21 protein-coding genes are annotated in these 25,564 nt (G+C 72.2%); 6 read left to right on the plus strand and 15 right to left on the minus strand.

The features are described from left to right. Positions 1 to 67: 67 nt before the first annotated feature. Positions 68 to 1,108 (minus strand): S66 family peptidase, encoded by a 1,041-nt coding sequence (locus tag BLW47_RS11065; protein ID WP_091555232.1) that lies wholly within the window; start codon positions 1,106 to 1,108, stop codon positions 68 to 70. Between the two features lie 171 nt (positions 1,109 to 1,279). Here BLW47_RS11065 and ppc point away from each other — a divergent pair, with 171 nt between their 5' ends. After that, complete coding sequence (gene ppc, locus BLW47_RS11070) at positions 1,280 to 4,066, plus strand: phosphoenolpyruvate carboxylase (protein WP_091555234.1); 2,787 nt, start codon at positions 1,280 to 1,282, stop codon at positions 4,064 to 4,066. 117 nt (positions 4,067 to 4,183) lie between these two features. Here the strand turns inward: ppc and BLW47_RS11075 are convergent, their stop codons facing one another. Genes BLW47_RS11075 through BLW47_RS11090 form a run of 4 tightly spaced genes read right to left on the minus strand, consistent with a single transcriptional unit; the run spans position 4,184 to position 7,608 of the window. Beyond that, positions 4,184 to 4,894, minus strand: coding sequence for an ABC transporter permease (locus BLW47_RS11075; protein WP_091555236.1), 711 nt, complete (start codon positions 4,892 to 4,894; stop codon positions 4,184 to 4,186). Beyond that, positions 4,894 to 5,805: an ABC transporter ATP-binding protein gene (locus tag BLW47_RS11080; protein WP_091555238.1), complete on the minus strand. Its 912-nt coding sequence runs from the start codon at positions 5,803 to 5,805 to the stop codon at positions 4,894 to 4,896. Before BLW47_RS11080 ends, BLW47_RS11075 begins: the two co-directional genes overlap by 1 nt. Then, the gene (locus tag BLW47_RS11085) at positions 5,802 to 6,701 is read right to left on the minus strand and encodes an ABC transporter permease (protein WP_091555240.1); all 900 of its coding nucleotides are present in this window, start codon (positions 6,699 to 6,701) and stop codon (positions 5,802 to 5,804) included. Before BLW47_RS11085 ends, BLW47_RS11080 begins: the two co-directional genes overlap by 4 nt. Next, positions 6,691 to 7,608 carry an ABC transporter ATP-binding protein gene (locus BLW47_RS11090; protein WP_091555242.1) on the minus strand — a complete coding sequence of 306 codons (918 nt, stop codon included), beginning with the start codon at positions 7,606 to 7,608 and terminating at the stop codon, positions 6,691 to 6,693. Before BLW47_RS11090 ends, BLW47_RS11085 begins: the two co-directional genes overlap by 11 nt. 200 nt (positions 7,609 to 7,808) lie before the next feature. On the opposite strand from BLW47_RS11090, the gene cysC reads away from it, so the two are divergent. Then, a complete protein-coding gene (gene cysC / locus BLW47_RS11095; protein ID WP_091555244.1) occupies positions 7,809 to 9,338 on the plus strand; it encodes an adenylyl-sulfate kinase in 1,530 nt (509 codons plus the stop codon). A 355-nt stretch (positions 9,339 to 9,693) separates the two neighbouring features. Here cysC and BLW47_RS11100 read toward each other — a convergent pair whose 3' ends face one another. The 5 genes from BLW47_RS11100 to purN form a co-directional block, all read right to left on the minus strand. Beyond that, complete coding sequence (locus BLW47_RS11100) at positions 9,694 to 10,911, minus strand: NADP-dependent isocitrate dehydrogenase (RefSeq protein WP_091555246.1); 1,218 nt, start codon at positions 10,909 to 10,911, stop codon at positions 9,694 to 9,696. Positions 10,912 to 11,164: 253 nt separating this feature from the next. Further along, positions 11,165 to 12,115, minus strand: a complete 951-nt coding sequence (gene mdh / locus BLW47_RS11105; protein WP_091555249.1) for a malate dehydrogenase — start codon at positions 12,113 to 12,115, stop codon at positions 11,165 to 11,167. A 194-nt stretch (positions 12,116 to 12,309) separates the two neighbouring features. Continuing rightward, complete coding sequence (locus tag BLW47_RS11110; RefSeq protein ID WP_091555251.1) at positions 12,310 to 13,170, minus strand: bifunctional methylenetetrahydrofolate dehydrogenase/methenyltetrahydrofolate cyclohydrolase; 861 nt, start codon at positions 13,168 to 13,170, stop codon at positions 12,310 to 12,312. A 151-nt stretch (positions 13,171 to 13,321) separates the two neighbouring features. Next, on the minus strand, positions 13,322 to 14,890 hold the full coding sequence (gene purH / locus BLW47_RS11115; protein WP_091555254.1) for a bifunctional phosphoribosylaminoimidazolecarboxamide formyltransferase/IMP cyclohydrolase: 1,569 nt from the start codon (positions 14,888 to 14,890) through the stop codon (positions 13,322 to 13,324). Further along, the gene (gene purN / locus BLW47_RS11120) at positions 14,887 to 15,501 is read right to left on the minus strand and encodes a phosphoribosylglycinamide formyltransferase (RefSeq protein WP_091555256.1); all 615 of its coding nucleotides are present in this window, start codon (positions 15,499 to 15,501) and stop codon (positions 14,887 to 14,889) included. The genes purH and purN overlap by 4 nt, the downstream gene beginning before the upstream one ends. Positions 15,502 to 15,697: 196 nt before the next feature. Between purN and BLW47_RS11125 the strand changes: the two genes are divergently transcribed. Both BLW47_RS11125 and BLW47_RS11130 read left to right on the plus strand, forming a co-directional pair. Continuing rightward, a complete protein-coding gene (locus tag BLW47_RS11125; RefSeq protein ID WP_091555258.1) occupies positions 15,698 to 16,174 on the plus strand; it encodes a DUF4190 domain-containing protein in 477 nt (158 codons plus the stop codon). A 78-nt stretch (positions 16,175 to 16,252) separates the two neighbouring features. After that, positions 16,253 to 16,519 (plus strand): hypothetical protein, encoded by a 267-nt coding sequence (locus tag BLW47_RS11130; RefSeq protein ID WP_091555260.1) that lies wholly within the window; start codon positions 16,253 to 16,255, stop codon positions 16,517 to 16,519. An 82-nt stretch (positions 16,520 to 16,601) separates the two neighbouring features. On the opposite strand, the gene BLW47_RS11135 is transcribed toward BLW47_RS11130, so the two are convergent. Beyond that, the gene (locus tag BLW47_RS11135) at positions 16,602 to 18,059 is read right to left on the minus strand and encodes a cell division protein PerM (RefSeq protein ID WP_245736577.1); all 1,458 of its coding nucleotides are present in this window, start codon (positions 18,057 to 18,059) and stop codon (positions 16,602 to 16,604) included. A 161-nt stretch (positions 18,060 to 18,220) separates the two neighbouring features. Here BLW47_RS11135 and BLW47_RS11140 point away from each other — a divergent pair, with 161 nt between their 5' ends. Then, on the plus strand, positions 18,221 to 18,472 hold the full coding sequence (locus BLW47_RS11140; RefSeq protein WP_091555262.1) for a hypothetical protein: 252 nt from the start codon (positions 18,221 to 18,223) through the stop codon (positions 18,470 to 18,472). A gap of 57 nt (positions 18,473 to 18,529) precedes the next feature. Here BLW47_RS11140 and sucD read toward each other — a convergent pair whose 3' ends face one another. The 3 genes from sucD to icmB form a co-directional block, all read right to left on the minus strand. Continuing rightward, positions 18,530 to 19,417 (minus strand): succinate--CoA ligase subunit alpha, encoded by an 888-nt coding sequence (gene sucD, locus BLW47_RS11145; RefSeq protein WP_091555264.1) that lies wholly within the window; start codon positions 19,415 to 19,417, stop codon positions 18,530 to 18,532. 6 nt (positions 19,418 to 19,423) lie between these two features. Beyond that, positions 19,424 to 20,620 carry an ADP-forming succinate--CoA ligase subunit beta gene (gene sucC / locus BLW47_RS11150; protein WP_091555266.1) on the minus strand — a complete coding sequence of 399 codons (1,197 nt, stop codon included), beginning with the start codon at positions 20,618 to 20,620 and terminating at the stop codon, positions 19,424 to 19,426. A gap of 700 nt (positions 20,621 to 21,320) precedes the next feature. Next, entirely contained in the window at positions 21,321 to 21,725 is a 405-nt protein-coding gene (icmB, locus tag BLW47_RS11155; protein WP_091555268.1) for a coenzyme B12-dependent isobutyryl CoA mutase small subunit, read from the minus strand. Between the two features lie 390 nt (positions 21,726 to 22,115). Between icmB and BLW47_RS11160 the strand changes: the two genes are divergently transcribed. After that, entirely contained in the window at positions 22,116 to 22,835 is a 720-nt protein-coding gene (locus BLW47_RS11160) for a M23 family metallopeptidase (protein WP_091555269.1), read from the plus strand. A gap of 128 nt (positions 22,836 to 22,963) precedes the next feature. Here the strand turns inward: BLW47_RS11160 and pcrA are convergent, their stop codons facing one another. Further along, positions 22,964 to 25,369 carry a DNA helicase PcrA gene (gene pcrA / locus BLW47_RS11165; RefSeq protein ID WP_091555271.1) on the minus strand — a complete coding sequence of 802 codons (2,406 nt, stop codon included), beginning with the start codon at positions 25,367 to 25,369 and terminating at the stop codon, positions 22,964 to 22,966. Positions 25,370 to 25,564: the final 195 nt, after the last annotated feature.

The following is a 25,564-nucleotide window of genomic DNA, read 5'->3' on the forward strand; positions in this document are numbered from 1 at the left end:
CAGGGGTGTGGGTGCAGCTGTTGTCGCCCTGGCAGCAACAGCTGCACCCACACCGCCGGCTCAGCGGTCAGTAGCGGACCGTGATCCGCTGTTGGATGGCGTCGACGCGGGCGGTGCCGCCGATCGGGAGGATCAGCTGCGGGTCGGTGTGGCCGATGTCGAGGTCGAAAACGACCACCGCGTCCGGGGCGTACTCGGCCAGCGCGCGGGTGACGGCGGCGCGCTGCGCGGCCGCGTACTCGCGCTTCTGCTCGGGTGCGAGCGGCGTGTCGAACTCCCAGGCCTTCGGCCGCCCGACCAGCACCGCCGGGAAGCCCGCGAGCAGCCCCCGCTCCCCCATGTTGCGCAGGATCCGGTAGACCTCGACCGCCGTCGGCAGCGCCTCCGACGTCTCCAGCACGAAGACACAACCGGCGTACGCCGAACTCGGCCCGATCCGGCCGGCCTGCAGGATCCAGGAGAGCACCTCCAGGCTGCCGCCCCAGAGCGGGCCCTCGACGACGCGTTCGGGACCGAGCCAGCTCCACGGCGTCGCCGGGAACATGACCGGCGGGCGGTCGAGCGACGCCGGGTCCCGCCAGTCGTTCGGCTCGTCGCCGTACTCGGTGGCGGCGGTCAGCTCGTGCCAGTCGTGGGTGAAGAGCGCCGCGCGCAGCGACTGCATCGACAACGGGTGCGGCGAGCCGGGCCGGCCGAGGTGCACCAGCACCGACCCGCCGTGGTACGCGACCACGCCGAGATCGAACAGGCGCGTCAGCAGGTTGGTGTTGTCGGAGTAGCCGAAGAACGGCTTCGGGTTGGCGCGCAGCACCGTCTCGTCGAGGTGGGGCACCACCCTCACCTGGTCCTCGCCGCCGACGGTCGCGAGCACGGCGGTGATCGACGGGTCGGCGAACGCGGCGTTGAGGTCGCGGGCGCGATCACGCGGATCGGCGTTCATGACCCGGGTGGTGGGGTACTCGACCGGCTCCAGCTCGAAGAGGTCGCGCAGCCGGCGCAGCCCGAGCTCGTACACGTGCGGGAAGATCGCCGGCAGCCCGGCGGAGGGCGACAGGACCGCGACCCGGTCCCCCGGTCTCGGCTTCGGCGGATAGGCATGCGGGGGCATGGTGCGGACGCTACCGGCCGGCCGATCGCCCCCGCGACGTGTTTCCGGCGGGTGTCGGTACATCCACCACGTGAGACGTAGGTCACCACCCTGACCTGCGCCCGAGGGCCGCCGATAGCATCAATCCCGTCGGACAGCGCCGTCCTCCGTACTCAAGGTAAGGAGCGTCAGGTGACTGACCTGTCCGACCACGAAGGCCCGGACGCCGCGCTGCGCGCCGACATCCGCCGGCTCGGCACTCTGCTCGGGCAGACCCTCGCCCGCCAGGAGGGCCGCCCGCTGCTCGACCTGGTCGAGGAGGTACGCGCGCTGGTCCGCTCGGACGCCGAGACCGCCGCCGCCCGACTCGGCGCGCTGGACGTCACCACCGGCACCAAGCTCGCCCGCGCCTTCTCCACCTACTTCCACCTGGCGAACATCACCGAGCAGGTGCACCGCGCCCGTGACCTGCGCCGGCAGCGGGCCACCCAGGGTGGCTGGCTGGACCAGGCGGCGAAGCTGATCGCCGAGCGGGGGGTGCCGGCCGACGAGATCGCCGCGGCGGCCCGGCGGCTCGCCGTACGCCCGGTCTTCACCGCGCACCCCACCGAGGCCGCGCGGCGGTCGATCCTGTCGAAGCTGCGGGCCGTGGCCGACGAGCTCGACCTGGAGATGGCGAACTCGACGCTGTACGGCGCGACCGACACCGGCCCGACGGACCGGCGCCTGGCCGAGCTGCTGGACCTGCTCTGGCAGACCGACGAGCTGCGGCTGGACCGGCCCGACCCGACGGACGAGGCGCGCAACGCGGTCTACTACCTGCGCGACCTGTACGCCGACGCGGCGCCGCAGGTGATGGACGACCTCGCGGAGACGCTGCGCTCGCTCGGGGTGGAGACCTCCCCGACCGCCCGGCCGCTGACCTTCGGCAGCTGGATCGGCGGCGACCGGGACGGCAACCCGTTCGTCACCCCGGCGGTGACCCGCGACGTGCTGCTGATCCAGCACGAGCACGGCATCCAGGCCACCGAGGCGGCGATGGACGCGCTGATCCAGGAGGTCTCGGTGTCGCGCCGGCTGCGCGGGGTGTCTCTGGACCTGTCCGCCAGCCTGGCCAAGGACCTCGACGCGCTGCCCGAGGTGGCGCCGCGGTTCCGCCGGGTCAACGCGGAGGAGCCGTACCGGCTCAAGGCGCGGTGCGTGAAGGCGAAGCTCGCCAACACCCGCAAGCGGCTGGCCGACGGCACCGCGCACGTACCGGGCCGCGACTACCGGGGCTCCGCGGAGCTCCTCGCCGACCTGGAGCTGATGCGCGCGTCGCTGGCCCGCAACTCCGGGCAGCTCACCGCGGTCGGCAAGCTCGCCTCCGCGATCCGCACGGTCTCCGCGTTCGGGCTGCACCTGGCGACGCTGGACGTCCGCGAGCACGCCGAGGCGCACCACGCGGTGCTGGCGCAGCTCTACGAGCGGATCGGCGAGGTCGAGGAGTACGCGTCGCTGTCCCGGCCGGACCGGGTCAAGCTGCTCTCCCAGGAGCTGTCCGGGCGTCGGCCGCTCGCCCGCCTCGACACCCCGCTGACCGACACGGCCCGTAAGACGTTCGACGTGTTCGGCACGATCCGGGAGGCGCAGGAGCGCTTCGGACCCGAGGTGATCGAGTCGTACATCATCTCGATGACGCTCGGCGTCGACGACGTGCTGGCCGCCGCGGTGCTGGCCCGCGAGGCCGGGCTGATCGACGTGCAGAGCGGTCGCGCCCGGATCGGCTTCGTGCCGCTGCTGGAGACCCCGGCCGAACTCAACGCCGGCGGCGAACTCCTCGACGAGCTGCTGTCGCTGCCCGCGTACCGGGCGATCGTGGCGGCCCGCGGGGACGTGCAGGAGGTGATGCTGGGCTACTCCGACTCCAACAAGGAGGCGGGCATCACGACCTCGCAGTGGTCGATCCACCGGGCGCAGCGTTCGCTGCGGGACGTGGCGGCGCGGCACGGCGTACGGCTGCGGCTCTTCCACGGCCGCGGCGGCACGGTGGGCCGGGGCGGCGGGCCGACGCACGAGGCGATCCTGGCCCAGCCGTACGGCACCCTGGACGGCGCGATCAAGGTGACCGAGCAGGGCGAGGTCATCTCCGACAAGTACACGATCCCCGCCCTGGCCCGGGAGAACCTGGAGCTGACCGTGGCCGCGGTGCTGCAGTCGACGCTGCTGCACACCGCCCCGCGCCAGCCCGAGGAGATGTTGGAGCGCTGGGACTCGGCGATGGACGTCGTCTCCGACGCCGCGTTCCGGTCCTACCGCTCGCTGGTCGAGGACCCGGATCTGCCCGAGTACTTCTGGGCCTCCACCCCCACGGAGCTGCTCGGCGCGCTCAACATCGGGTCCCGGCCCGCGAAGCGCCCGAACACCGGCGCGGGGCTGGGCGGGCTGCGGGCGATCCCGTGGGTGTTCGGCTGGACGCAGTCGCGGCAGATCGTGCCGGGTTGGTTCGGGGTCGGCTCCGGGCTGGCGGCCGCGCGCGAGGCGGGGCTGTCGGACGTGCTGGCCGAGATGCACGGCCGCTGGCACTTCTTCCGGACGTTCCTGTCGAACGTCGAGATGATGCTGACCAAGACCGATCTGAGCATCGCGCGGCGCTACGTCGAGACGCTGGTCCCCGAGCCGCTCCAGCCGATCTTCACGACGATCGAGGAGGAGTACGTGCGCACGGTGCGGGAGATGCTGGCGATCACGGGTGAGACCGGCCTGCTGGAGAACAACGCGGTCCTGCAGCGCACCCTCGCCGTCCGGGACACCTACCTGGAGCCCCTGCACCACCTCCAGGTCGCCCTGCTGCGCCAGTACCGCGACCTGGGCCTGGCCGGCCGGGCGGTCGCCACGGCGCCGGGCGGGCGCCGCGCCCCCAGCGACGGCACCGCCCTGGAGCGGGCCCTCCTCACCACCGTCAACGGCATCGCCGCCGGCATGCGCAACACCGGCTGACCCCCATGATCCGCGTGATCAGGGAGTAGCCGGATTGCAAGATCCGCGTGATCAGGACGGTTTCGCGCGGCACGCCGGCGACACGCCGGACGTACTCCCTGATCACGCGGATCTTGGTCAGCTGGTTTCGCCGGCCATGCTGAAGGTGCGGAGGCGGGTGATGGCCAGGGCGGTGAAGCCTGCCGCGATGAGCACGGTCATCACGATCGAGACCGGGACCGAGACCTCGGCGCTGAGCATGGACGTCGGGGCGATCCTGTCGGCGATCGTCACCACGTACTGCTGGACCGAGAGGACCTTGGTCCCCGACACGTAGTTGCCGAGCAGGCCCTCCCAGATCAGCACGTAGACCAGGCCGAGCAGCACCGGCCGCCGGGTCACCAGGCTGAGCGCCAGGAAGAGCGCCGAGTACGCGACCGCGCCCACCGCGCTGGCCGCGGCGAGCGCCAGCCCGAGCCGTACGGAGTGCGCGAGCACCCCGGCGACGTAGAGCGGGATCGCGACGGTGACCGCGGTGACCCCGATCGCGACCGCGAGCTTCGGCAGCACGATCTGCCAGCGGGGCAGCGGCTTCGTGAGGATGTGCACGATCGTGCCGTCGTCGATCTCGGAGCCGAGCACGCCGGTCCCGACGATCAGGGCGACCACCGGCAACACGACGGCGAGGCCGAGGCCGACGAGCACCGGCCCGCCCCAGTGCGTCGGCGACACGCCGGCCCAGCGGGCGAGCACGGCCAGCCCGACGACGAGCAGCGGCAGCGGGAGCAGCAACAGGAACCGGCGGCGGCCGAAGAGCCCGCGGGCGGTCAGCCAGGAAATCGTCGACATCACGCCTCCACCAGGTAGGAGAACACACTCTCCAGGGACTCGTCCGAGGGCAGCAGCCGGCGGACCCGGATGCCCGAGGCGAGAGCGACCTTGGGCAGCGCCCGGGTGAAGCTGCCGTAGTCGCCGGCGCGGACGGTCAGCCCGGTCCGGTCGATCTCCACACCGGTCACGGACGGCTCCGCCATCAGCGCCACGGCGAGCCGCCGGTCGTCGCTCGAATGCACGGCGAAGACGTGCGGGCGGTTGGTCATCAGCCGCCGGATGGTCCGGAAGTCGCCGGAGGCGGCGAGCCGGCCGGCGACGATCACCTGGACGGTGCCGGAGACCTGCTCTACCTCTTCGAGGATGTGGGAGCTGAACAGGATGGTGCGCCCTGCGTCGCCGAGCCGGTGCAGCAGCTCCATCATGTGCAGCCGCTGCCGCGGGTCCATGCCGTTGAACGGCTCGTCGAGCAGCAGCACCTGCGGGTCGTGCACCAGTGCGGCGGCGACGCGGGTGCGCTGCCGCATCCCCTTGGAGTACGTGCCGATCCGGCGGTCCTGCGCCGGCGCCATCTCGACCAGCTCGATGGCGCGGCGCGCCGCGTCCTCCGGGTCGGGCAGCCGGTGCAGCCGGGCACTGGCCAGCACGAACTCGTACGCGGTGAGGAAGGTGTGCACCGCCTCGCGCTCGCTGACCAGCCCGAGCCGGCGGTAGACGTCCGGGTTGCGCCAGGTGGGCGCGCCGTCCAGGGTGACCGTGCCCCGGGACGGGGCGAGAAAGCCGGCCATCATGTGCAGCAGCGTGGTCTTGCCGGCGCCGTTGGGGCCGAGTAGCCCGGTGACGCCGGGGCCGAGGGTCATGCTGATGTCGTTGACGGCGACCACGTTGCCGTACCAGCGGGAGACCCCGCTCAGGTCCACAGTCGTCATGCGGAGGCGACCTTCCGGTAGCGGGCCAGCAGCAGCCCGACGCAGGCGGCGATCAACAGCAGCGCGGCGGCGCCGTACACGGGGCCGAACCGGCCGATGCCGATCCCGGCCGCGGTGTCGGTGACCAGCCATTCCTCGAAGAGCCACACGCCGACGCCCTGCACGAGGCTGGACGGGGAGGCCAGGCCGGCGAGCCGGTTGACGGTCGTCGACGGCATCACCATCAGCACCCCGACGATCGGCGTGGTCATCAGGAAGACCGCGACGATCCCGCCGGCCGCGAACGCCCGCTTGCCGGTCAGCGACGCCACCAGCAGCGCGACCGAGGCGAAGACCAGCGCCCAGATCGCGGCGTACGCCAGGCCGGGCAGCAGGTCCAGCAGCTCGTCCCAGACCCCGCCCATCCCCTTGTCGGTGGTGAACGCCGCACCCGCGAACATCAGCAGCTGCGGGGCCCCGAGCAGCAGCCAGGCCGCGGTGACCAACGCGGCCAGCTTGGCCAGCGCGTAGTCGGCGCGGCGCAGCGGCCGGGAGAAGTAGAGCGGGAGCACGCCGCTGCGCAGGTCGCGCGAGACCAGCTCGGGGGCGACCACGGCAACAAAGAAGATCACCAGCCAGCTCATCGCGTCGGCGAACTGCGCGTAGGTGAGCACCACCTGGCCGATCTGGGACCGGACCGCGGCGAGCCCGGCGGCGACCACGGCGACGATCGCGACGATCAGCCACGGGAAGATCTTCGCCTTGGCGCTGCGCCCGAACCCGAACGCGGTGCGCAGCCCGTGCACGTAGAGGGAGCCGGCGACGTAGCGCCGGCCGAGCCGCGCGCCGGCGTACCGCTGGTACCCGATGTCGTGGATGACCCCGGCGGGCGCCGGGGTCGTCGTCTCAGTGGACACTGGCGGTCTCCCTCGGGGCGAAGAGCTCGGCCACGCGGTGCCGCCGCTGGTCGAGCCGGTGCAGCGGCAGGTCCAGTTCGGCCACCGCGCGCAGGATCGAGTCGTACGTCTGGTCGTCGGCGAGCGGCACGAGCAGCAGCCGGCCGTCGCGCCGCACCGGCAGCGCCAGCTCGGTCAGCCGGGCGGCGAGCTGGTCGATTCCCTCGCTCACCTCGACCGCGAGCACATCGGTCGCGCTGGTCATCGCGGAGATGTGGTCGGAGCGGAGCAGCCGGCCGCCATCGATCGCGACCAGCGCGTCACAGATCCGCTCCACCTCGCCGAGCAGGTGCGAGCAGACCACCACGGAGATGCCGAACTCGGCGCCGATCCGCTGGATCAGCGCGAGCATGGCGTCCCGGCCCGCCGGGTCGAGCCCGTTGGTCGGCTCGTCGAGCAGCAGCAGGTCGGGGTCGTGCACGAGCGCCTGGGCGAGCTTCACCCGCTGCTTCATGCCGGTCGAGTAGCCGCCGATCTGCCGGTAGCGCTCCTCGTAGAGCCCGACGTGCCGCAGCGCCTCGGAGGCGCGCTCCCGGGCCACGGTCTTCGGCAGACCGCTCATCCGGCCGAGGTGGGTGACGAACTCGGCGGCGGAGAGATCCGGCGGCAGGCAGTCGTGCTCCGGCATGTAGCCGACCCGGGCCCGCACCGCGGCGGCGTCGGTGGTCGGGTCGAGACCGAGCACGCTTGCCCGGCCGCGGGTCGGGGCGAGCAGCCCGAGCAGAATCTTGATGAACGTGGACTTGCCGGCCCCGTTCGCGCCGACCAGCCCGACGACGCCCGGCTCGACGGTGACGGTGAGGTCCGACAGCGCGGTCACCCGACCGCCGTACGTCTTTGTCAGCGATTGGGTCGCGATGAGTGTCACGCGCCTCAGCGTAGGGAACCGGGGCTCGCGGCGGGATCAGGCGCGACCCTGACCCTCCCCTGATCCCGCCGAATGGCCGACCCTGAGTCGATCGGTCAGACGCGTCATACTTCACGCCGGAAAACCCGATCCTCGTGCCACTCTCGACCGATGGACTCCTCGGCTGCGAAACTGTGTGCCGGTCCGCTGTTGGGGGTGTGATGAGCAACGGGTGGGTGCTGCCCGACGAAGTGCTGCGTGACGCGCCGGCGTACACGCCGCGACCGTACGAGCTGGCCGACCTGGAGTTACTCCTGACCGGTGCGTACGCGCCGCTCACCGGTTTTCTCACGCGCGACGACCTGGCCGCGCTGAACCGGCGCGGACGCCTCGCCGACGGCACGCCCTGGCCGGCCCCGGTGACCCTGGAGGTCCCGACCGAACTGGTGGCGGACTTCGACCTCGGAAACCCGCTGCAGCGGGCGCTGATCCTCGCCGACCCGGAGGGCGCGCCGATCGCGGCGCTGGACGTCGCCGACGTCTGGCCGACCCGGGAGGGCTTCTCCGGGGTGGGCGGCAGTGTCCGGCGGGTCGGCGACGGCGGTCACGGCCCGTTCCAGCGGCTGCGCCGCACACCGGAGGAGATCCGCGCGCTGCTGCCGCCCGGCCGGGTGCTCGGGATCGTCGCCGACCGGCCGCTGCACCGCCCGCAGTTGGCGCAGCTCGCCCACGCGGCCCGCACGCTCGCCGCGCACCTGCTCGTGTTGATCCCGGTCACCGACCTCGGCCCGGACGGGCTGCCGCCGGAGGTGCTGGTGCGCGCCGTGTTCGCGGCGCGCGATCGGATGCCGCCGGCCACCCTGGTCGCGGTGCCGCTGACCCGGCGGGGCGACGAGATCCGCGACGCGCTGCTGCGCGCCCGGGTCGCCGCGGCGTACGGCGTGACGCACCTGCTCTCCACCGGCGAGATGCTCTCCGGCGGCGGGCCCCGGGTGCTGGTGCCGCGCGAGCTCGCCTACGACAACCGCGACGGCCAGTGGCGCTGGCGCGACGACATCCCGCCGCGCAACCGCCGGCTCGCGCTGCGCGCGGACGAGATCGACGATCTACTCGACCGCGGCTTCCCGCTGCCGGAGTGGCACACCCCGCCGGCCGTGGCCAAGGAGCTGGTGCGGGCGCGACCGCCGCGGCGGCACCGCGGTCTGGTCGTCTTCTTCACCGGGCTCAGCGGTTCGGGCAAGTCGACGGTCGCGCGCGGGGTCGCCGACGCGCTGCGGGAGAGCACCGACCGGACCGTGACGCTTCTCGACGGCGACGTGGTGCGCCGGGAGCTGACCGCCGGGCTCGGGTTCAGCAAGACCGACCGCGACCTGAACGTACGCCGGATCGGCTGGGTCGCCGCCGAGGTCGCCCGGCACCGCGGGGTCGCGATCGCCTGCCCGATCGCGCCGTACGCGAAGGCGCGCGGCGCGGCCCGGGCGATGGCACACGCCGCCGGCGGCGGGTTCGTGCTGGTGCACGTGGCGACGCCCCTGGAGGTCTGCGAGCTGCGCGACCGCAAGGGCCTGTACGCGAAGGCCCGGGCGGGCCAACTGCGCGGCATGACCGGCATCGACGATCCGTACGAGGAGCCGACCGACGCGGACATCGTGCTGGACACGAGCGAGATCAGCGTGGAGGACGGCGTGGAGATCGTCCTGCAGCACCTGATCGACAGCGGTTGGGTGGAGCCACGCCTGCAGCCCGCCTAGGGCGGGTACGTGCCCGGGGCGCGGGGGGCCCGGGACAGGGCCCCCCGCAGGGAAGGGACGGCAGGCTGCTGCCGCAGCCGAAGACCGGCCGGTCGGCGCCGAGGTCTCGGGGGCAACCGCGACCGGCGTCAGTCTCCAGCGAACGCGATTGACACCACGTCCACCTGGGTCAACGACGACCTCGGATACCGGTGACGGTCAGAAGTTGTCGACCGCGCCGCGGGCGCCGAAGGTCGGCGCCACCGGGCTCCCGTCCGGGCTGCGGAAACGGCTCCGGAAACGGCTCCCGTCCGGGCTGCGGAAACGGCGAGGCCCGCCGGCGATCACGCCGGCGGGCCTCATCGGATGTGGACGGTCAGGCCGCGAGCTTGCGGGCCAGGTTCTCGTCCAGCGCGTTCATGAACTCGTCGGTGCTCAGCCACGGAGCGTCGCGCGAGATCAGCAGCGCGAGGTCCTTGGTCATCTGGCCGCCCTCGACGGTCTCGACGATGACCTGCTCGAGCGTGTTGGCGAACTCGGTGACCGCGGGGGTGCCGTCGAGCTTGCCGCGGTGGGCCAGGCCACGGGTCCAGGCGTAGATCGAGGCGATCGGGTTGGTCGAGGTCTTCTCGCCCTTCTGCCACTGCCGGTAGTGCCGCGTGACGGTGCCGTGCGCCGCCTCGGCCTCGACGGTCCGGCCGTCCGGCGTCATCAGCACGGAGGTCATCAGACCCAGCGAGCCGAAGCCCTGCGCGACCGTGTCGGACTGCACGTCACCGTCGTAGTTCTTGCAGGCCCAGACGAAGCCGCCCTCCCACTTGAGCGCCGCGGCGACCATGTCGTCGATGAGCCGGTGCTCGTAGGTGATGCCGGCGGCCTTGAACTCCTCGGCGAACTCCGCCTCGAAGACCTCGGCGAAGATGTCCTTGAAGCGGCCGTCGTACGCCTTGAGGATCGTGTTCTTGGTCGACAGGTAGACCGGGTAGCCGCGGTCGAGGCCGTAGCGCATCGAGGCGCGGGCGAAGTCGCGGATCGACTCGTCGAAGTTGTACATGCCCATCGAGACGCCGCCGCCCGGGAAGTTGGCGACCTCCATCTCGATCGGCGCGCCGCCGTCGGCCGGGGTGTAGGTGATGGTCACGGTGCCGGGGCCGGGGACCACGAAGTCGGTGGCCTTGTACTGGTCGCCGTGGGCGTGCCGGCCAATGATGATCGGCTTGGTCCAGCCGGGCACCAGCCGTGGGACGTTGGACATGATGATCGGCTCGCGGAAGACGACGCCGCCGAGGATGTTGCGGATCGTGCCGTTCGGCGACCGCCACATCTTCTTGAGGCCGAACTCCTCCACCCGGGCCTCGTCCGGGGTGATGGTCGCGCACTTCACGCCGACGCCGTGCCGCTTGATGGCGTTCGCCGCGTCCACCGTGACCTGGTCGTCGGTCTCGTCGCGGTACTGGATCGACAGGTCGTAGTACTCGAGCTCGACGTCGAGGTAGGGCAGAATCAGCTGCTCGCGGATCTGCTTCCAGATGATCCGCGTCATCTCGTCGCCGTCGAGTTCGACGACGGGGTTGTTTACCTTGATCTTCGCCATCCGCCGGCGCTCCTCTCGGGAACAGGTGCTTAAGCAGTACGAGCGTACTGCAGGCAGCTGGGGGGCACGCAGCCCGCATGCCAAGATCTCTGGATGCGGCACCGCCGCCGCGTCCGTGCCGCCATCCTGATCGCCCTGCGGCGCGCCGAACTGGACGCCCACGCCGCAGTTGAGCGACCCGTTCACCCTGCCGAAAGCGTGATCGCCGCTCCCCCGACGGGGAGCGGCGATCAGGCGTGTGGAACGGTAGCCGTCAGAGGCCGGCGACGTCCGCCTGCTTGGCGCGGACCGCCTCGGCGGCCTCCTTCAGCGCGGCCAGCTCCGACTCGGTCAGGTCGGTCTCGACGACGCGCTTGACGCCCTCGGCGCCGATCTCCGCCTCGACGCCCAGGTAGACGCCGGAGATGCCGTACTCGCCGTCGACCCACGCGCAGACCGGCATGACCGCGCCGCTGTCCTCGGCGACGGCCTTCGCCATCCGGGCGGCGGCCGCGGACGGGGCGTAGTACGCCGAGCCGGTCTTCAGCAGCGCCACGACCTCGGCGCCACCGTTGCGGGTCCGGACGACCAGCTCCTCGATCTTGTCGGCCGGCAGCACCTCGGCCAGCGGCTTGCCGTCGACGCTCGAGCGCGACGGAACGGGCACCATGGTGTCGCCGTGCGAGCCCAGGGTCAGCGTCTTCACCGAGGCGACCGGAACGGCCAGGGTCTCGGCGACGAAGTTGGTGAAACGGGCGGTGTCGAGCATGCCGGCCTGGCCGAGCACCCGGTTCTTCGGGAACTGCGTGGCGAGCTGGGCGAGGGCGGTCATCTCGTCGAGCGGGTTCGACACCACGATCACGACGGCGTTCGGGGCGTACTTGGCGACGTTCTCGGAGACCCCACGCACGATCTTCGCGTTGACCTCGAGCAGGTCCATCCGGCTCATCCCCGGCTTGCGCGGCAGGCCGGCGGTGATGACCACGATGTCCGAGCCCTCGATGGCCTCGTAGCCCTCGCCGTTCGGGCCGGTCGTGACGCCCACGACCTTGGTCTCGAAGCCCTCGACCGCCCGCGACTGGTTCATGTCCAGCGCGAGGCCCTCGGGCTTGCCCTCGACAATGTCGGTAAGCACGACCGTGTCGAAGATGTCGTATTCGGCCAGGCGCTGCGCGGTCGTCGAGCCGTAGAAGCCGGCGCCTACGACAGTGACCTTCTTGCCCATGATCGTCTCACTCCCTGTTACCGGGCGGGGTTCCGTCCCGGACGGTATCAGCCGGATGACGGCGGGCCCGGTCAGGGCCGCCGCACGTTTGACGGTGATCACCGTCGCTCCGTCGACCGTTCCGCGCGCTCCGCGCCGTCAGCCGCGCTCCGCGCGGTCCACGCCGTCAGCCGCGCTCCGCGCGGTCCACGCCGTCAGCCGCGTTCCGCGCGCTCCACGACATTTGTCAGCAGCATCGCCCGCGTCATCGGGCCGACCCCGCCCGGCATCGGCGCGATCGCGCCCGCGACCTCCGCGACCTCCGCCGACACGTCGCCGGTGTAGCGCCCCTTGCCGTCCTCCCCGACGACGCGGGTGATGCCGACGTCGACGACCGCGGCACCGGGCTTGACCATGTCGGCGGTGAGCAGCCCCGGCACGCCGGCGGCGACGATCACGATGTCGGCGGCCCGGGTGTGCGTTCCCAGGTCGAGCGTGCCGGTGTGGCAGAGGGTGACGGTGGCGTTCTCGGTGCGCCGGGTGAGCAGCAGCCCCAGCGGACGCCCGACCGTGTTGCCGCGCCCGACGACCGCGACCTCGGCGCCGCGCAGCGGAACGTCGTAGCGGCGCAGCAGGTCGACGATGCCGCGCGGGGTGCAGGGCAGCGGGCCGTCGTAGCCCAGGACCAGCCGCCCCAGGTTGATCGGGTGCAGCCCGTCCGCGTCCTTGTCCGGGTCGATCAGCTCCAGGATCCGCTGCGTGTCGATCTGCGGGGGCAGCGGCAGCTGCACGATGTAGCCGTGGCAGGCGGGATCGGCGTTCAGCTCGGCGACGACCGCCTCGACCTGCTCCTGCGTCGCGTCGCCGGGCAGCTCCCGCCGGATCGAGGCGATCCCCACCTCGGCGCAGTCCCGGTGCTTGCCGTTGACGTACGCCTGCGAGCCCGGATCCTCGCCGACCAGCACCGTGCCGAGCCCCGGCACGATGCCCCGCTCGGCGAGCGCCTTCACCCGCGCGCGCAGGTCGTCCTTGATCGCCGCCGCGGCGGCCTTACCGTCCAGGAGAGTCGCCGTCACGGACTCGATCGTCTCACGCCCCCCACCCCCACCCCCACCCGGTAGCCCGCCCCCCACCTCAAGATCCGCGTGATCAGGGAGCAACTCCCGCGAGTCGCGGGCGCGTCGCGTGCGGAGCATCCTGATCACGCGGATCTTGCGAGCGGTGGGGTCAGTGGAAGAAGTGGCGGGTGGCGGTGAGGTACATGGTGATGCCGGCCGCTGCGGCGGCGGCGATGACCTCGTCGTCGCGGACCGAGCCGCCGGGCTGGACCACGGCGCGGACGCCGGCGTCGATCAGCACCTGCAGCCCGTCCGGGAACGGGAAGAACGCGTCGGAGGCGGCCACCGCGCCGCGGGCCCGGTCGGCGCCGGCGCGCGAGACCGCCAGGTGCGCGGCGTCCACCCGGTTCACCTGCCCCATCCCCACCCCGACGGTCGCGGAGTCGGTCGCGAGCAGGATGGCGTTGCTCTTCACCGAGCGGATCGCGCGCCACGCGAAGGCCAAGTCGCGCAGCGTCTCCGCCGAGGCGGGCTCGCCGGCGGCCAGCCGCCAGCTCGCCGGATCGTCGCCGGGCGCGTCGACCCGGTCCGCCATCTGCACGAGGACGCCGCCGCTCACCTGCTTGAACTCGGCCGGCCAGGGACCCCAGGCCGGGGCGACCAGCAGCCGGAGGTTCTTCTTCGCCGCGAGCACCTCGACCGCCCCGTCGGCGTAGCCGGGGGCGACCACCACCTCGGTGAAGATCTCGGCGATCTGCTTGGCCAGCTCGACCGAGACCTCCCGGTTGAGGGCGATCACGCCGCCGAACGCGGAGACCGGGTCGCAGGCATGCGCCTTGCGGTGCGCCTCGGCCACGTCGGCGCCGACCGCGATGCCGCACGGGTTGGCGTGCTTGATGATCGCCACCGCCGGCTCGGCGAAGTCGTTCGCGGCCCGCCAGGCCGCGTCCGCGTCGACGTAGTTGTTGTAGGACATCTCCTTGCCGTGCAGCTGCTCGGCCTGGGCGAGCCCGGGCGGGGCCGCGGGGTCGACGTAGAGCGCGGCGTCCTGGTGCGGGTTCTCGCCGTAGCGCAGCACCGCCAAGCGGCGCAGCGCCATCCCGGTGAACTCGGGCCACTCGGGCGCGGACGCGTCCAGCACCGTCGCGCACCAGTTCGCCACCGCCACGTCGTACTCGGCGATGTCCGCGAAGGCGCGCGCCGCGAGCGCGCGGCGCTGCGCGAGGGTGAAGCCGCCACCGTCGAGCGCCTCCCGGATCAAGGGGTACGCCGACACCGACGTCACCACCGCGACCGAGGCGTGGTTCTTCGCGGCGGCGCGCACCATCGCCGGCCCACCGATGTCGATCTGCTCCACGCACTCGTCCAGGTCGGCGCCGGACGCGACGGTCTGCTGGAACGGGTAGAGGTTGGAGACGAGCAGGTCGAAGGGGGCGACGCCGAGTTGGTCGAGCTGATCGGCGTGGGACGGCTGACGCAGGTCGGCGAGCAACCCGGCGTGCACCTTCGGGTGCAGCGTCTTGACCCGGCCGTCCAGACACTCCGGGAAGCCGGTCACGTCCTCGACGCGCGTCACCGGCACCCCGGCCGCCTCGATCGTCGCGGCCGTGGACCCCGTGGAGACGATCTCCACGCCCGCACCGTGCAACGCCTGCGCCAGCTCGGTCAGCCCGGTCTTGTCGTAGACGCTGACCAGCGCGCGCCGCAGCGGACGCCGGTCGGACAGCGGGGAGCTCATGGAATGGAGACCTTTCTTCCCGTAATGGTCCAGCCCTCGCGCACCAGACGGCCCACGTACTCGACGAGCTGCGCGCGCTCGGCTTCCTTGATCCGCTCGGTCAGGGTTTCCTCGGTGTCGTCGGTGAGCACCGGCACCGCGACCTGCGCGACGATCGGCCCGGTGTCCACACCGGCGTCGACGAAGAACAGCGTGGCCCCGGCGAGCTTCACCCCGTAGGCGAGGGCGTCGCGGGGGCCGTGGATGCCCGGGAACGCGGGCAGCAGCGCGTTGTGGGTGTTGATGTAACGGTCGCCGAAGGCGGCCAGGAAGTGCGCGCCCACCAACTTCAGGAATCCGGCGGAGACCACCAGGTCGGGTTCGTGCTCGGCGACGTGCGCGGTGAGCGCCGCGTCCCAGTCGTCACGCGTCGGATAGTCGGACACCCGGTCCACGAACGTCGGCACCCCGGCGGCGCGCGCCCGGTCCAGCCCCGCGATGCCGTCGCGGTCGGCGCCGACGGCGACCACGCGGGCCCCGTACGCCGGGTCGGCGGCCGCGTCGAGCAGCGCCTGGAGGTTGGACCCGGAGCCGGAGACGAGGACGACGATGCGGGCGGCCGGCGGGGGCACAGTCACGCCAGAACCCTACCGGGCGGCCGGACGCGGTCGTTCGCCGCCCGCGTCCGGCCCACGACCGGCCAGCCGGGACATGTCGACTGTTCGATGGAGCCGGGCATTGGCGCGGAGCAGCTACGCTGCCGGCGCTCGGGCGTTACTGCCCGTTCGATCGAAACTCGGCAGATATCTCCACAGGAGCGCGACTTTCATGCAGCCCGGCTATCCCGGACAGGATCCCTACGGCCAGCAGCCGTCGGACCCGACCGCGCCGCCCTACCAGGACCCGTACGCCCAGGCGCAGCCGCCGTACGGGCAGCCGGCCCACGGCCAGCCGATGTACGGCCACCCGGGGCACGACCCGTACGCCCCGCCGGCACCCGGCTATCCGATGCCGGGGTACGGCGCCCCGGTCCCGCAGCAGAACAACAACCTCGGACTGATCGGCATGATCGTCGGCATCACCTCGATCGTGCTGGGGCTCTGCTGCGGTTTCTTCGCGTTGCCGCTCGGCATCGCCGGCATCGTGCTCGGCGTGATGGGGCGCACCAAGGCCGATCAGGGGCTGGCCGGCAACCGCGGCCAGGCGCAGGCGGGTCTGATCTGCGGCGTGATCGGCGCGGTGATCGGCGTCGGCACCGGCATCCTCGGCATCGTGGTCAACCTCGGTGGGGTTTACCAGTTTTAAGAACGGCCTCGATGGGTCATGATCAGCATGGCAACCATGCTGCACGTCAGATAACGGTATGAAACTGGAGGAATATCCGTGACCGCCTACCCGCCGCCCCCGCCGCCCGCCGCCGCCGGCAACGACAAGACGACGCTCTGGGGCGTCCTCGGCATCGTCTTCGCCTTCTGCTGCCTGCCGCTGGGCGTGGTGTTCGCCGTGCTGTCGCTGAACGAGGCGAAGAAGTCCGGCAAGCAGCCGACGCTGGCCTACGTCGCGTTCGGCCTGTCTGCCCTGCTCCTCGTGCTCAACATCATCCTGGCGGTCAGCGGCAACCTGCCGGGCTTCAGCAGCACCGCCCCCTGATCGACCGGCACAACGGTGGGGCGCTTCCCGATCCGGGAAGCGCCCCACCGGCTGTTTCGGGCCGTCGGACGAACCGGCCGTGTCACGAGCCCGCGAAGACGCGACTCGCGGCGGCGCCGACCAGCGCGCCCACCGTGACGAGCACGGCCGCGGCCGCGGCCACCTGCCACGGAACGGGACCGATCTCGGCCATCCGGCCACCGCCGAGGGGCCCGCCGGAGGCCATCGCGGCGAGCCCGAGCACGCCACCGGCGACCGGACCGGCGATCACGGCCGACGACAGCAGCCCGCCCCACTCCACCGGCGTCCCGTCGCGCTGGGCCGCCCGCCGCCAGCGCCGGCCGAGCAGCAGGCCCGCCCCTATTCCGGCGACCACCGGCACCGCGAGCAGCACCGCGCCGACGCCACCGGTCGGCCCGTTCGGCAGGCCGGCCAGCAGCGGTACGGCCGGCAGCGGCCCGAGGGTGACGTCGGTGGTCCTGACCACGGTCCCGGCGCCCACGGCGAACCCCGGACCGAGCAGATAGGACGCGGCCCAGATCGCGGCGTTCGGCGCGTAACCGACGCTGATCGCGGTGATGCCGGCCTGCCCCGCGACCCCGGTGCGGTAGGCGCCGATCATGTCGCTGGCGTCGCCGCCCCCGGTCGCCACGGCGAGCCCGGCCGCCCCGGCGCCGGCGCCGAGCACGAGCAGCGCGCCGACCACTCCGGTACGTACGCCGTGCCGCAGCGGCGCCGCGGTGCGACCGGCCAGCGACCAGAGCGCTCCGGTGGTGCGCACCGCCCCGACGAACGCCGCGACGGCGCCGAAGACAGCGAGGGTGAGCCCGGCGCGCAGCGGCGCGACCGTGGTCGTGGCGGTGCCGGCGACCAGCGCGACGACGGCGCCCAACAGCCCGTACCCGAGCCCGACCGCGCCCGCGACGGTGAACGCGGCGCCCGCGGAGCCCGACTCCCGCGCGCCGATCGCGCGCGTGACGTGCACGCCGGCCCGCGCGACCCGCCAGGCGGCGAGCGCGCCGAGCGCCAGCGGCGGCAGGCCCAGCGGGCCGGCGGAGGTGTCGAGGGGAACGCCGTGACCGAGGAGCCAGCCCGCGAGCCCGATCCGGGCGGCGCCGGTCAGCCCACCGGTCTGCCCGGCGATCTGCGTCAACCAGAGGACCAGGGTGACGGGCAGGTACGTGACGAGCGCCGCCCAGCAGGCCGCCACGACGGCGGCGACGGCGAGCGGAGCGCGACCGCGGCGACGGGTCACCGCAGCGCCGGTCGAACGCGGATGGCGAGGCGGCTCCCCGCCGGCGCGGCCCCGGGCCGATGCCGTGTCTACCGACCGGTCGCGGCCCGCCGCGTCGGCGCGCGGCTCGATTCGCGGCGCCGCCGGCCGGTCCCCCGCCGGCGCGCGGTCCCGGACGGATCCGAGCTGGTCCGCGGCCGCCGGTTCCACCCATTGATCGCCGGTCCCGAGCAGGTCGAGCGGCAGGTCGCTGTCCGATCGGGGATCGGCGGACCGCGGCGGCAGGTCAGGGGTGGTGGGTGGCATCAGACCCTACTTTGGCACGTCGGCGCGACGCGTGGAGCGCGACACCACCATCGGCGATCACACTTCGCGGATATTCCGATATTCGATCCGCGTCGGGCGTTAGCGTCTGGGCTGCGCGCCCCGGCCCGACGGTCCGCCAGCCGCGCAGGTGGGGAGGCCCGGTGAGCGCACCGTTCCCGCCGCCGGCGGCGGCGCCCGGAAATGATCACACGCGGTTGTGGGGAGTGCTCGGCATCGTGGTCGGGATGCTCTGCTGCGGCATCCTCGGGGTCATCTTCGGCGTGCTGTCGATCCAGAACGCCAAACGCTGCGGCCGCTCCCCGACCCTCGGTTGGATCGCCGTCGTGCTGAGCGCGCTCAACATCGTGGCGTCCGCCGTGCTCGCGGCGACCGGGCGCTACCCGGGCAGGTAGCGCAACGCCAAGGGGCCGACCGCGTTCGCGGTCGGCCCCTTGGCGTCGTACTGCGCCTCAGATGGCGGACATGACCTCGCGCATCAGCCGGGCCGTCTCGCTCGGCGTCTTGCCGACCTTGACGCCGGCCGCCTCCAGCGCCGCCTTCTTGGCGTCCGCGGTGCCGGCCGAGCCGGAGATGATCGCGCCGGCGTGCCCCATGGTCTTGCCGGGGGGCGCGGTGAAGCCGGCGATGTAGCCGACCACCGGCTTGGTCACGTTGGCCTTGATGAACTCCGCGGCCCGCTCCTCGGCGTCGCCACCGATCTCACCGATCATGACGATCGCGTCGGTCTCCGGGTCGTTCTGGAAGGCCGCGAGCGCGTCGATGTGGGTGGTGCCGATGACCGGGTCGCCGCCGATGCCGACGCAGGTCGAGAAGCCGAAGTCCCGCAGCTCGTACATGAGCTGGTAGGTCAGCGTGCCGCTCTTGCTCACCAGGCCGATCCGGCCGGCGGGCGTGATGTCGGCCGGGATGATGCCGGCGTTGGAGGCGCCGGGCGACGCGATGCCGGGGCAGTTCGGCCCGATGATCCGGGTCTTGTTGCCCTTCGACACGTTGTACGCCCAGAACGCCGCGGTGTCGTGCACCGGAACGCCCTCGGTGATCACCACGGCGAGCGGGATCTCGGCGTCGATCGCCTCGATGACCGCGGCCTTGGTGAACTGCGGCGGCACGAAGATGACGGTGACGTCGGCACCGGTCTCCTTCATCGCCTCGGCCACGGTCGCGAAGACCGGCAGCGCGGTGCCGTCGAAGTCGACGGTCTGCCCCGCCTTACGCGGGTTGGTGCCGCCGACGACGTTGGTGCCGGCGGCGAGCATGCGCCGGGTGTGCTTCGAGCCCTCGGAGCCGGTCATCCCCTGCACGATGACCTTGGAGTCCTTGGTCAGCCAGATAGCCATGTCAGATCACTGCCCTTCCGGCCGGCTCAGACCAGCCGCAGCCAGCTCCGCGGCGCGCTCCGCCGCCCCGTCCATGGTGTCAACGCGTTCGACGAGCGGGTTGGCCGCATCGTTGAGAATCGCCCGTCCGGCCTCGGCGTTGTTGCCGTCCAGCCGTACGACCAGCGGCTTCGTCACGGTCTCGCCGCGCTGCTCGAGCAGGGCGAGCGCCTGGATGATGCCGTTGGCGACCTCGTCGCACGCGGTGATCCCGCCGAAGACGTTGACGAAGACGCTCTTCACGGACGGGTCGGACAGCACGATCTCCAGCCCGTTCGCCATCACGGCCGCGCTCGCGCCGCCACCGATGTCGAGGAAGTTCGCCGGCTTCACGCCGCTGTGCGCCTCGCCCGCGTACGCGACCACGTCCAGCGTCGACATGACCAGACCCGCGCCGTTGCCGATGATGCCGACCTCACCGTCGAGCTTGACGTAGTTGAGGTCCTTCTCCTTGGCGCGCTGCTCCAGCGGGTCCACCGACGCCTGGTCGACCAGCGCCTCGTGGTCCGGGTGCCGGAACGCGGCGTTGCCGTCCAGCGTGACCTTGGCGTCGAGGCAGAGCACCTGGCCGCTGGCGGTCTTGGCCAGGGGGTTGACCTCGACCAGCGTCGCGTCCTCGGCGACGAAGGTCTGCCACAGCTTGATCGCGATGTCCGCGACCTGGTCGGCGACCTCGGCGGGGAACCTGGCGGCGGTCACGATCTCCCGTGCCTTGGCCTCGTCGACGCCCGCGATCGGGTCGATCGCGATCTTGGCGACCCGATCCGGCGTCTCCGCGGCGACCTGCTCGATGTCCATGCCGCCGGCCACGCTGGCGATGCACAGGAACGTGCGGTTCGCGCGGTCGAGCAGGTACGAGAGGTAGTACTCCTCGGCGATGTCCGCGGTCACGGTGATCATGACCTTGTGGACGGTGTGTCCCTTGATGTCCATGCCGAGGATGTCGGTGGCGCGGGCCACCGTCTCGTCGGCCCCCTCGGCGAGCTTCACCCCGCCGGCCTTACCCCGGCCACCGACCTTCACCTGAGCCTTGACAACCACGCGGCCGCCGAGGCGCTCGGCGATCGCGCGGGCCTCCTCCGGGGTCGTGGCGACGCCGCCGGCGAGCACGGGCAAGCCGTGTCGCTCGAACATGTCGCGCCCCTGGTACTCGTACAGGTCCACGTTTGCGCGTCCCGTTCCGTCTCCGCGGCGCGACGTCGCGCCGCCGCCAGCGAGAAATGTGGATGGCATCCGTCCCAGAATGTGACGGGGCCATCTGGCGCAGCCTAGCGACACGGGCACCGGTGGCAACCGGCCGGGCGGGGCATGTGCGGTAATGCACAGCGCCATTTCCGGCGATCAGCGGCGCGTTTCCCGGTTTCGTCGGCGCGGCGGCGCCCGCTCGCGCCGACACCGCCGCGGTGAGCGGACCGGGCAGCGTCCCCGCGGGGAAGCGCGCGAGCGCGCCCATGATCTCTTACGGCCGCCGGCGCCTGACACACCTGCTCGACCGCTTCCCAGGGCAGCCGGCTCGCCGGCGCGCGGCCCCGCCCTCCGGCCCCGCCGGGCGGAATGCCGGACGGCGGCAATGCCGGGAAAGTTTGCCGGCGTCCACGTAACCCCCGCGCGGGGGCGTCGTTGATTGAAATGTCGGAGCGCTACGGCGGGACGACGAAGACGGCCGATGCCCTGTCGGTCGAGGGGTGGCGGCGGGGCATCGTGCATGGAGAGGCCGGACGTGTGAGGGGTGCGTCCGGCCTCTCACCTATTCCGCGCTGACCGCGATTCCGCGTCCGCGCTATTGCGCGGCCGCGCGATCCCGCTCTCCCGCGCCGCGGATCACGCACTCTGCCGGATCCGGGCCCCTGCGGGCGGGTCGGATTCAGGCGACGGGGGCGGCCACGTTGCCGCGGACCCACTCGACGATCGACTGGGTGGTCGCGCCCGGGGTGAAGATCTTGGCGACGCCGAGCTTGGTCAGCTCCGGGATGTCGGCGTCCGGGATGATGCCGCCGCCGAACACCACGATGTCCTCGGCGTCGCGCTCGGCGAGCAGCTCGATGACCCGGCGGAAGAGCGTCATGTGCGCCCCGGAGAGCACGGAGAGCCCGATCGCGTCCGCGTCCTCCTGGATCGCGGTCTCCACGATCTTCTCCGGGGTCTGGTGCAACCCGGTGTAGATGACCTCCATGCCGGCGTCGCGCAGCGCCCTCGCGACGACCTTGGCGCCTCGGTCGTGCCCGTCCAGCCCGGGCTTCGCGACGACGACCCGAATCCGAGAACTCATCAGCGCAACACCTTCCGAGGACGACCGTGGGCTCACCTGAACGAACGGTAACCCAGGCGGCGCGGGCGCGGGGAGAGCGCCCCTAGGGGTACGCCCTGAGCGTCTCGCGCCCGAGCCACCCCAGCTGACGATCCGTCCCACTCTATGTAACTGAGGGTCACTAACGAGCGTACGCACAAATGGTTATGAATCCCGGCATTCTACAGCGGACAGTCGCACTGACCATCACTAATTTGGCGGTTCAACTTGTAACGCGCCTAGGGGTTGGCTACCGTGTCCCACGGTTGTCATCCGGTCTCCGATTGGTTGACGACGCGGCCAGCAAGCGTTCATCACCGGTTCACCGACGCTCGCGATACCGCCTGACTGACCCGACAACGGAGGGTGTGCGTGCGCCAGCGCCTGTCGTCTGAGCCCGACCGATATCGCGGGCGCCGCCGCGTACCCACCCCGCCGCGCAGCCGCTACGCCGCCGTCGTGACCACCGCCTTCGTCGGCGCCGGTGTGGTCGCCCTCGGCGCCGGGGCCGCGCTCCCGGACGCCAAGACGATGAGCCCGTCGGCCCTGGCCGACCTGGAGAACGCCGCCGCGACCAGCGCCGACGTCGCCTCCCGCGGAGACGACGCAGGCCGCGCCTCGCGTGACACGGAGCGCGCTGCGCTCGCGACCTCGATGACGCAGGCCGCGCCCGACGTCTGGCTGCTGCCGCTGAAGGGCTACACCTTCACCTCCCCGTACGGCATGCGCTGGGGCAAGCTCCACGGCGGCATCGACCTCGCCGCCCCGGAGGGCACCCCCTACCGCGCCATCCACGCCGGCACCGTGACGCTCGCCGGCTGGAACGGCGGCTACGGCTACTGCGTCATCGTGCGGCACGACGACGGCACCGAGTCGGTCTACGGCCACTCCTCCCGGATCAACGTCAAGGTCGGCCAGAAGGTCAAGGCCGGCGACGTGCTGGGTGCGGTCGGCAACACCGGCCACTCGTACGGCGCCCACCTGCACCTCGAGGTGCACGTCAACGGAGAGGCCAAGGACCCGATCCCGTGGCTGCGGGACAAGGACGTCGACATCAAGATGCAGCTGGACAACGCCTACGGCGTGCAGTGATCTTCGCGACACCAAAAGTCGCCCGCGCCGCTGAGGCCCGGGCGACTTTTTCGTGCCGACCCCCGGATGCCGCTGACTGACCGTCACCGTCGCGGCCCCCACCCGGGCGGGTCGGGGCCGCGACGGGATCAGATCTTTTCGATCGGCGCGTGCCGCAGGACGAGCCACATCGTCTGGTCGCCGAAGTCGATCTGTGCCCGCGCCCCGGGCCCGTGCCCCTCGACCGCCAGCACCCGGCCCAGCCCGTACCGCTGGTGGTTGACCCGGTCCCCCGCCGCCACCTTCGGGACCTGGCGCAGCTCGCTCGCGGTGGACAGCCGGCTGCCGTCGATCCCGAGCCGCTCGGCCAGCCGCGCGGCCTTCGGCGTACCCCCGGCGAAGCCGCCACCCCGCGCGCCCGCCGACCGGTCCGCGGCGCCCGCGCGACCCCCCACGCCGCCGCCCGTGCCGGACCACGACGTGTACGAGCCCTCCGTGCGCTCCCAGCGGACCAGCTCGACCGGAAGCTCCTCCATGAAGCGCGATGGCGGGTTGTAGGCGGGCTGACCCCAGGCCGAGCGGGTCACGGCGCGCGACAGGTAGAGGCGCTGCCGGGCGCGGGTGATGCCGACGTACGCCAGCCGGCGCTCCTCCTCCAGCTCGCGCGTGTCGCCGAGCGAGCGCAGGTGCGGGAAGACGCCGTCCTCGAGCCCGGTCAGGAACACGACCGGGAACTCCAGCCCCTTCGCCGTGTGCAGGGTCATCAGCGTGACCACACCCTGGTGGTCGGGGTCGTCGGACGGGATCTGGTCGGCGTCCGCGACCAGCGCCACCTGCTCCAGGAAGCCCGCGAGCGTCGCGCCGCCCTCGCCCTCCTCGCTCTGCGCCTCGACCCGTTCGGTGTACTCCCGCGCGACGCTGACCAGCTCCTGGAGGTTCTCCACCCGGCCGGCGTCCTGCGGGTCGAGGCTCTCCTCCAGCTCGGAGAGGTAACCCGACCGCAGCAGCACCGCCTCGAGCACCTCCTCGGGCGAGCCCGTCGCGGCGAGCTCGCGCACCCCGTCCAACAGCGTCACGAACTCGGCGATCGCGTTGGCGGCGCGGGTCGAGATCCCCGGCGCGTCGCCCGCGCGGCGCAGCGCGGCGCCGAACGAGATCCGGTCCCGCGCGGCCAGCGCCTCCAGGCAGGCCTCCGCCCGCTCACCGATCCCCCGCCGGGGCGTGTTCAGGATCCGGCGGACGCTGACGGTGTCGTCCTCGTTGACCACGGCGCGCAGGTACGCGAGCGCGTCGCGCACCTCCTTGCGCTCGTAGAAGCGGACCCCGCCGACGACCTTGTACGGCAGCCCGACCCGGATGAACACCTCTTCGAAGACGCGGGACTGGGCGTTGGTGCGGTAGAAGACCGCCACGTCGCCCGGCCGCGCCGCTCCCTCGTCGCAGAGCCGGTCGATCTCGCGCGCCACCCAGTCGGCCTCGGCGTGCTCGGTGTCGGCCACGTAGCCGACGATCTGCTCCCCGGCGCCCTCCTCGCTCCACAGCCGCTTCGGCTTGCGCGAGGTGTTGTTGTTGATCACCGCGTTGGCGGCGTTGAGGATCGTCTGGGTGGAGCGGTAGTTCTGCTCCAGCAGGATCGTCCGCGCGTCGCTGAAGTCGCGCTCGAACTCGAGGATGTTGCGGATCGTGGCGCCGCGGAACGCGTAGATCGACTGGTCCGCGTCGCCGACCACGCAGAGCTCGGCCGGCGGCACCGGCTGGTCCTCGCCGGCCGCGCCGACCAGCTCCTTGACCAGCACGTACTGCGCGTGGTTGGTGTCCTGGTACTCGTCCACGAGCACGTGCCGGAAACGCCGGCGGTAGCTCTCCGCGACGTGCGGGTGCGACTGCAGCAGGTGCACCGTCGTCATGATCAGGTCATCGAAGTCGAGCGCGTGCGCCTCGCGCAGGCGGCGCTGGTAGAGCGCGTACGCCTCGGCGAGCGCGCGCTCGTTCGGCCCGGTCGCCCGGCCGGCGAACTCCTCCGGGTCGACCAGCTCGTTCTTCAGGTTCGACACCTGCGTCGCCAGCGCACGGGCCGGATAGCGCTTCGGGTCGAGATCCAGCTCGCGCGCGACCATCTGCATCAGCCGCCGCGAGTCGTCCGCGTCGTAGATGGAGAAGGTCGACTTCAACCCGGCGTGCTCGTGCTCGGCGCGCAGGATCCGCACGCAGGCCGAATGGAAGGTCGAGACCCACATCAGCCGGGCGCGCGGCCCGACCAGCGCAGCGACTCGCTCCCTCATCTCGCCGGCGGCCTTGTTCGTGAACGTGATCGCGATGATCTCGCCGGGGTGCACGTCGCGGGCGGCGAGGAGATAGGCGATCCGGTTCGTCAGCACCCGGGTCTTGCCGGAACCGGCGCCCGCGACGATCAGGAGCGGCGACCCGGAATGGGTGACCGCGTCCCGCTGCGGGCCGTTGAGGCCGGCCAGCAGCGCCTGGGGATCGAGGCCGGCGCCGTGGGATCGGCGCGGCGGCGTGGACTGGACCGGCGGGGTTTCGAAGAGAGCATGCATCGCACGGCGAGTCTATGCCGCCATGCCGACATCCCCACCCCGTCACCGCACGCGCGTCGGCGGCCCCGCTCCCCCGCGATGGACGCCAACCCGTCACCCGGCAGGTCTGGCGCGTTCGTGTCCGGTCGAGAACTATGTCCAGTGATCCCCCATGACGGCCCCGCCGGCCCGTACGAGGCGAACGGCCGTCCCCCA

The organism is Micromonospora pattaloongensis (assembly GCF_900107255.1).
Taxonomy (GTDB): domain Bacteria; phylum Actinomycetota; class Actinomycetes; order Mycobacteriales; family Micromonosporaceae; genus Micromonospora_I; species Micromonospora_I pattaloongensis.

Coding starts and splice junctions, on each gene's coding strand:
- BLW47_RS11065 (WP_091555232.1), bottom strand. CDS start 1,108: ATGCCCCCGCATGCCTATCCGCCGAAGCCGAGACCGGGGGACCGGGTC.
- BLW47_RS11075 (WP_091555236.1), bottom strand. CDS start 4,894: ATGTCGACGATTTCCTGGCTGACCGCCCGCGGGCTCTTCGGCCGCCGC.
- BLW47_RS11080 (WP_091555238.1), bottom strand. CDS start 5,805: ATGACGACTGTGGACCTGAGCGGGGTCTCCCGCTGGTACGGCAACGTG.
- cysC (WP_091555244.1), top strand. CDS start 7,809: ATGAGCAACGGGTGGGTGCTGCCCGACGAAGTGCTGCGTGACGCGCCG.
- BLW47_RS11100 (WP_091555246.1), bottom strand. CDS start 10,911: ATGGCGAAGATCAAGGTAAACAACCCCGTCGTCGAACTCGACGGCGAC.
- mdh (WP_091555249.1), bottom strand. CDS start 12,115: ATGGGCAAGAAGGTCACTGTCGTAGGCGCCGGCTTCTACGGCTCGACG.
- purH (WP_091555254.1), bottom strand. CDS start 14,890: ATGAGCTCCCCGCTGTCCGACCGGCGTCCGCTGCGGCGCGCGCTGGTC.
- BLW47_RS11125 (WP_091555258.1), top strand. CDS start 15,698: ATGCAGCCCGGCTATCCCGGACAGGATCCCTACGGCCAGCAGCCGTCG.
- BLW47_RS11135 (WP_245736577.1), bottom strand. CDS start 18,059: ATGCCACCCACCACCCCTGACCTGCCGCCGCGGTCCGCCGATCCCCGA.
- sucD (WP_091555264.1), bottom strand. CDS start 19,417: ATGGCTATCTGGCTGACCAAGGACTCCAAGGTCATCGTGCAGGGGATG.
- icmB (WP_091555268.1), bottom strand. CDS start 21,725: ATGAGTTCTCGGATTCGGGTCGTCGTCGCGAAGCCCGGGCTGGACGGG.
- pcrA (WP_091555271.1), bottom strand. CDS start 25,369: ATGCATGCTCTCTTCGAAACCCCGCCGGTCCAGTCCACGCCGCCGCGC.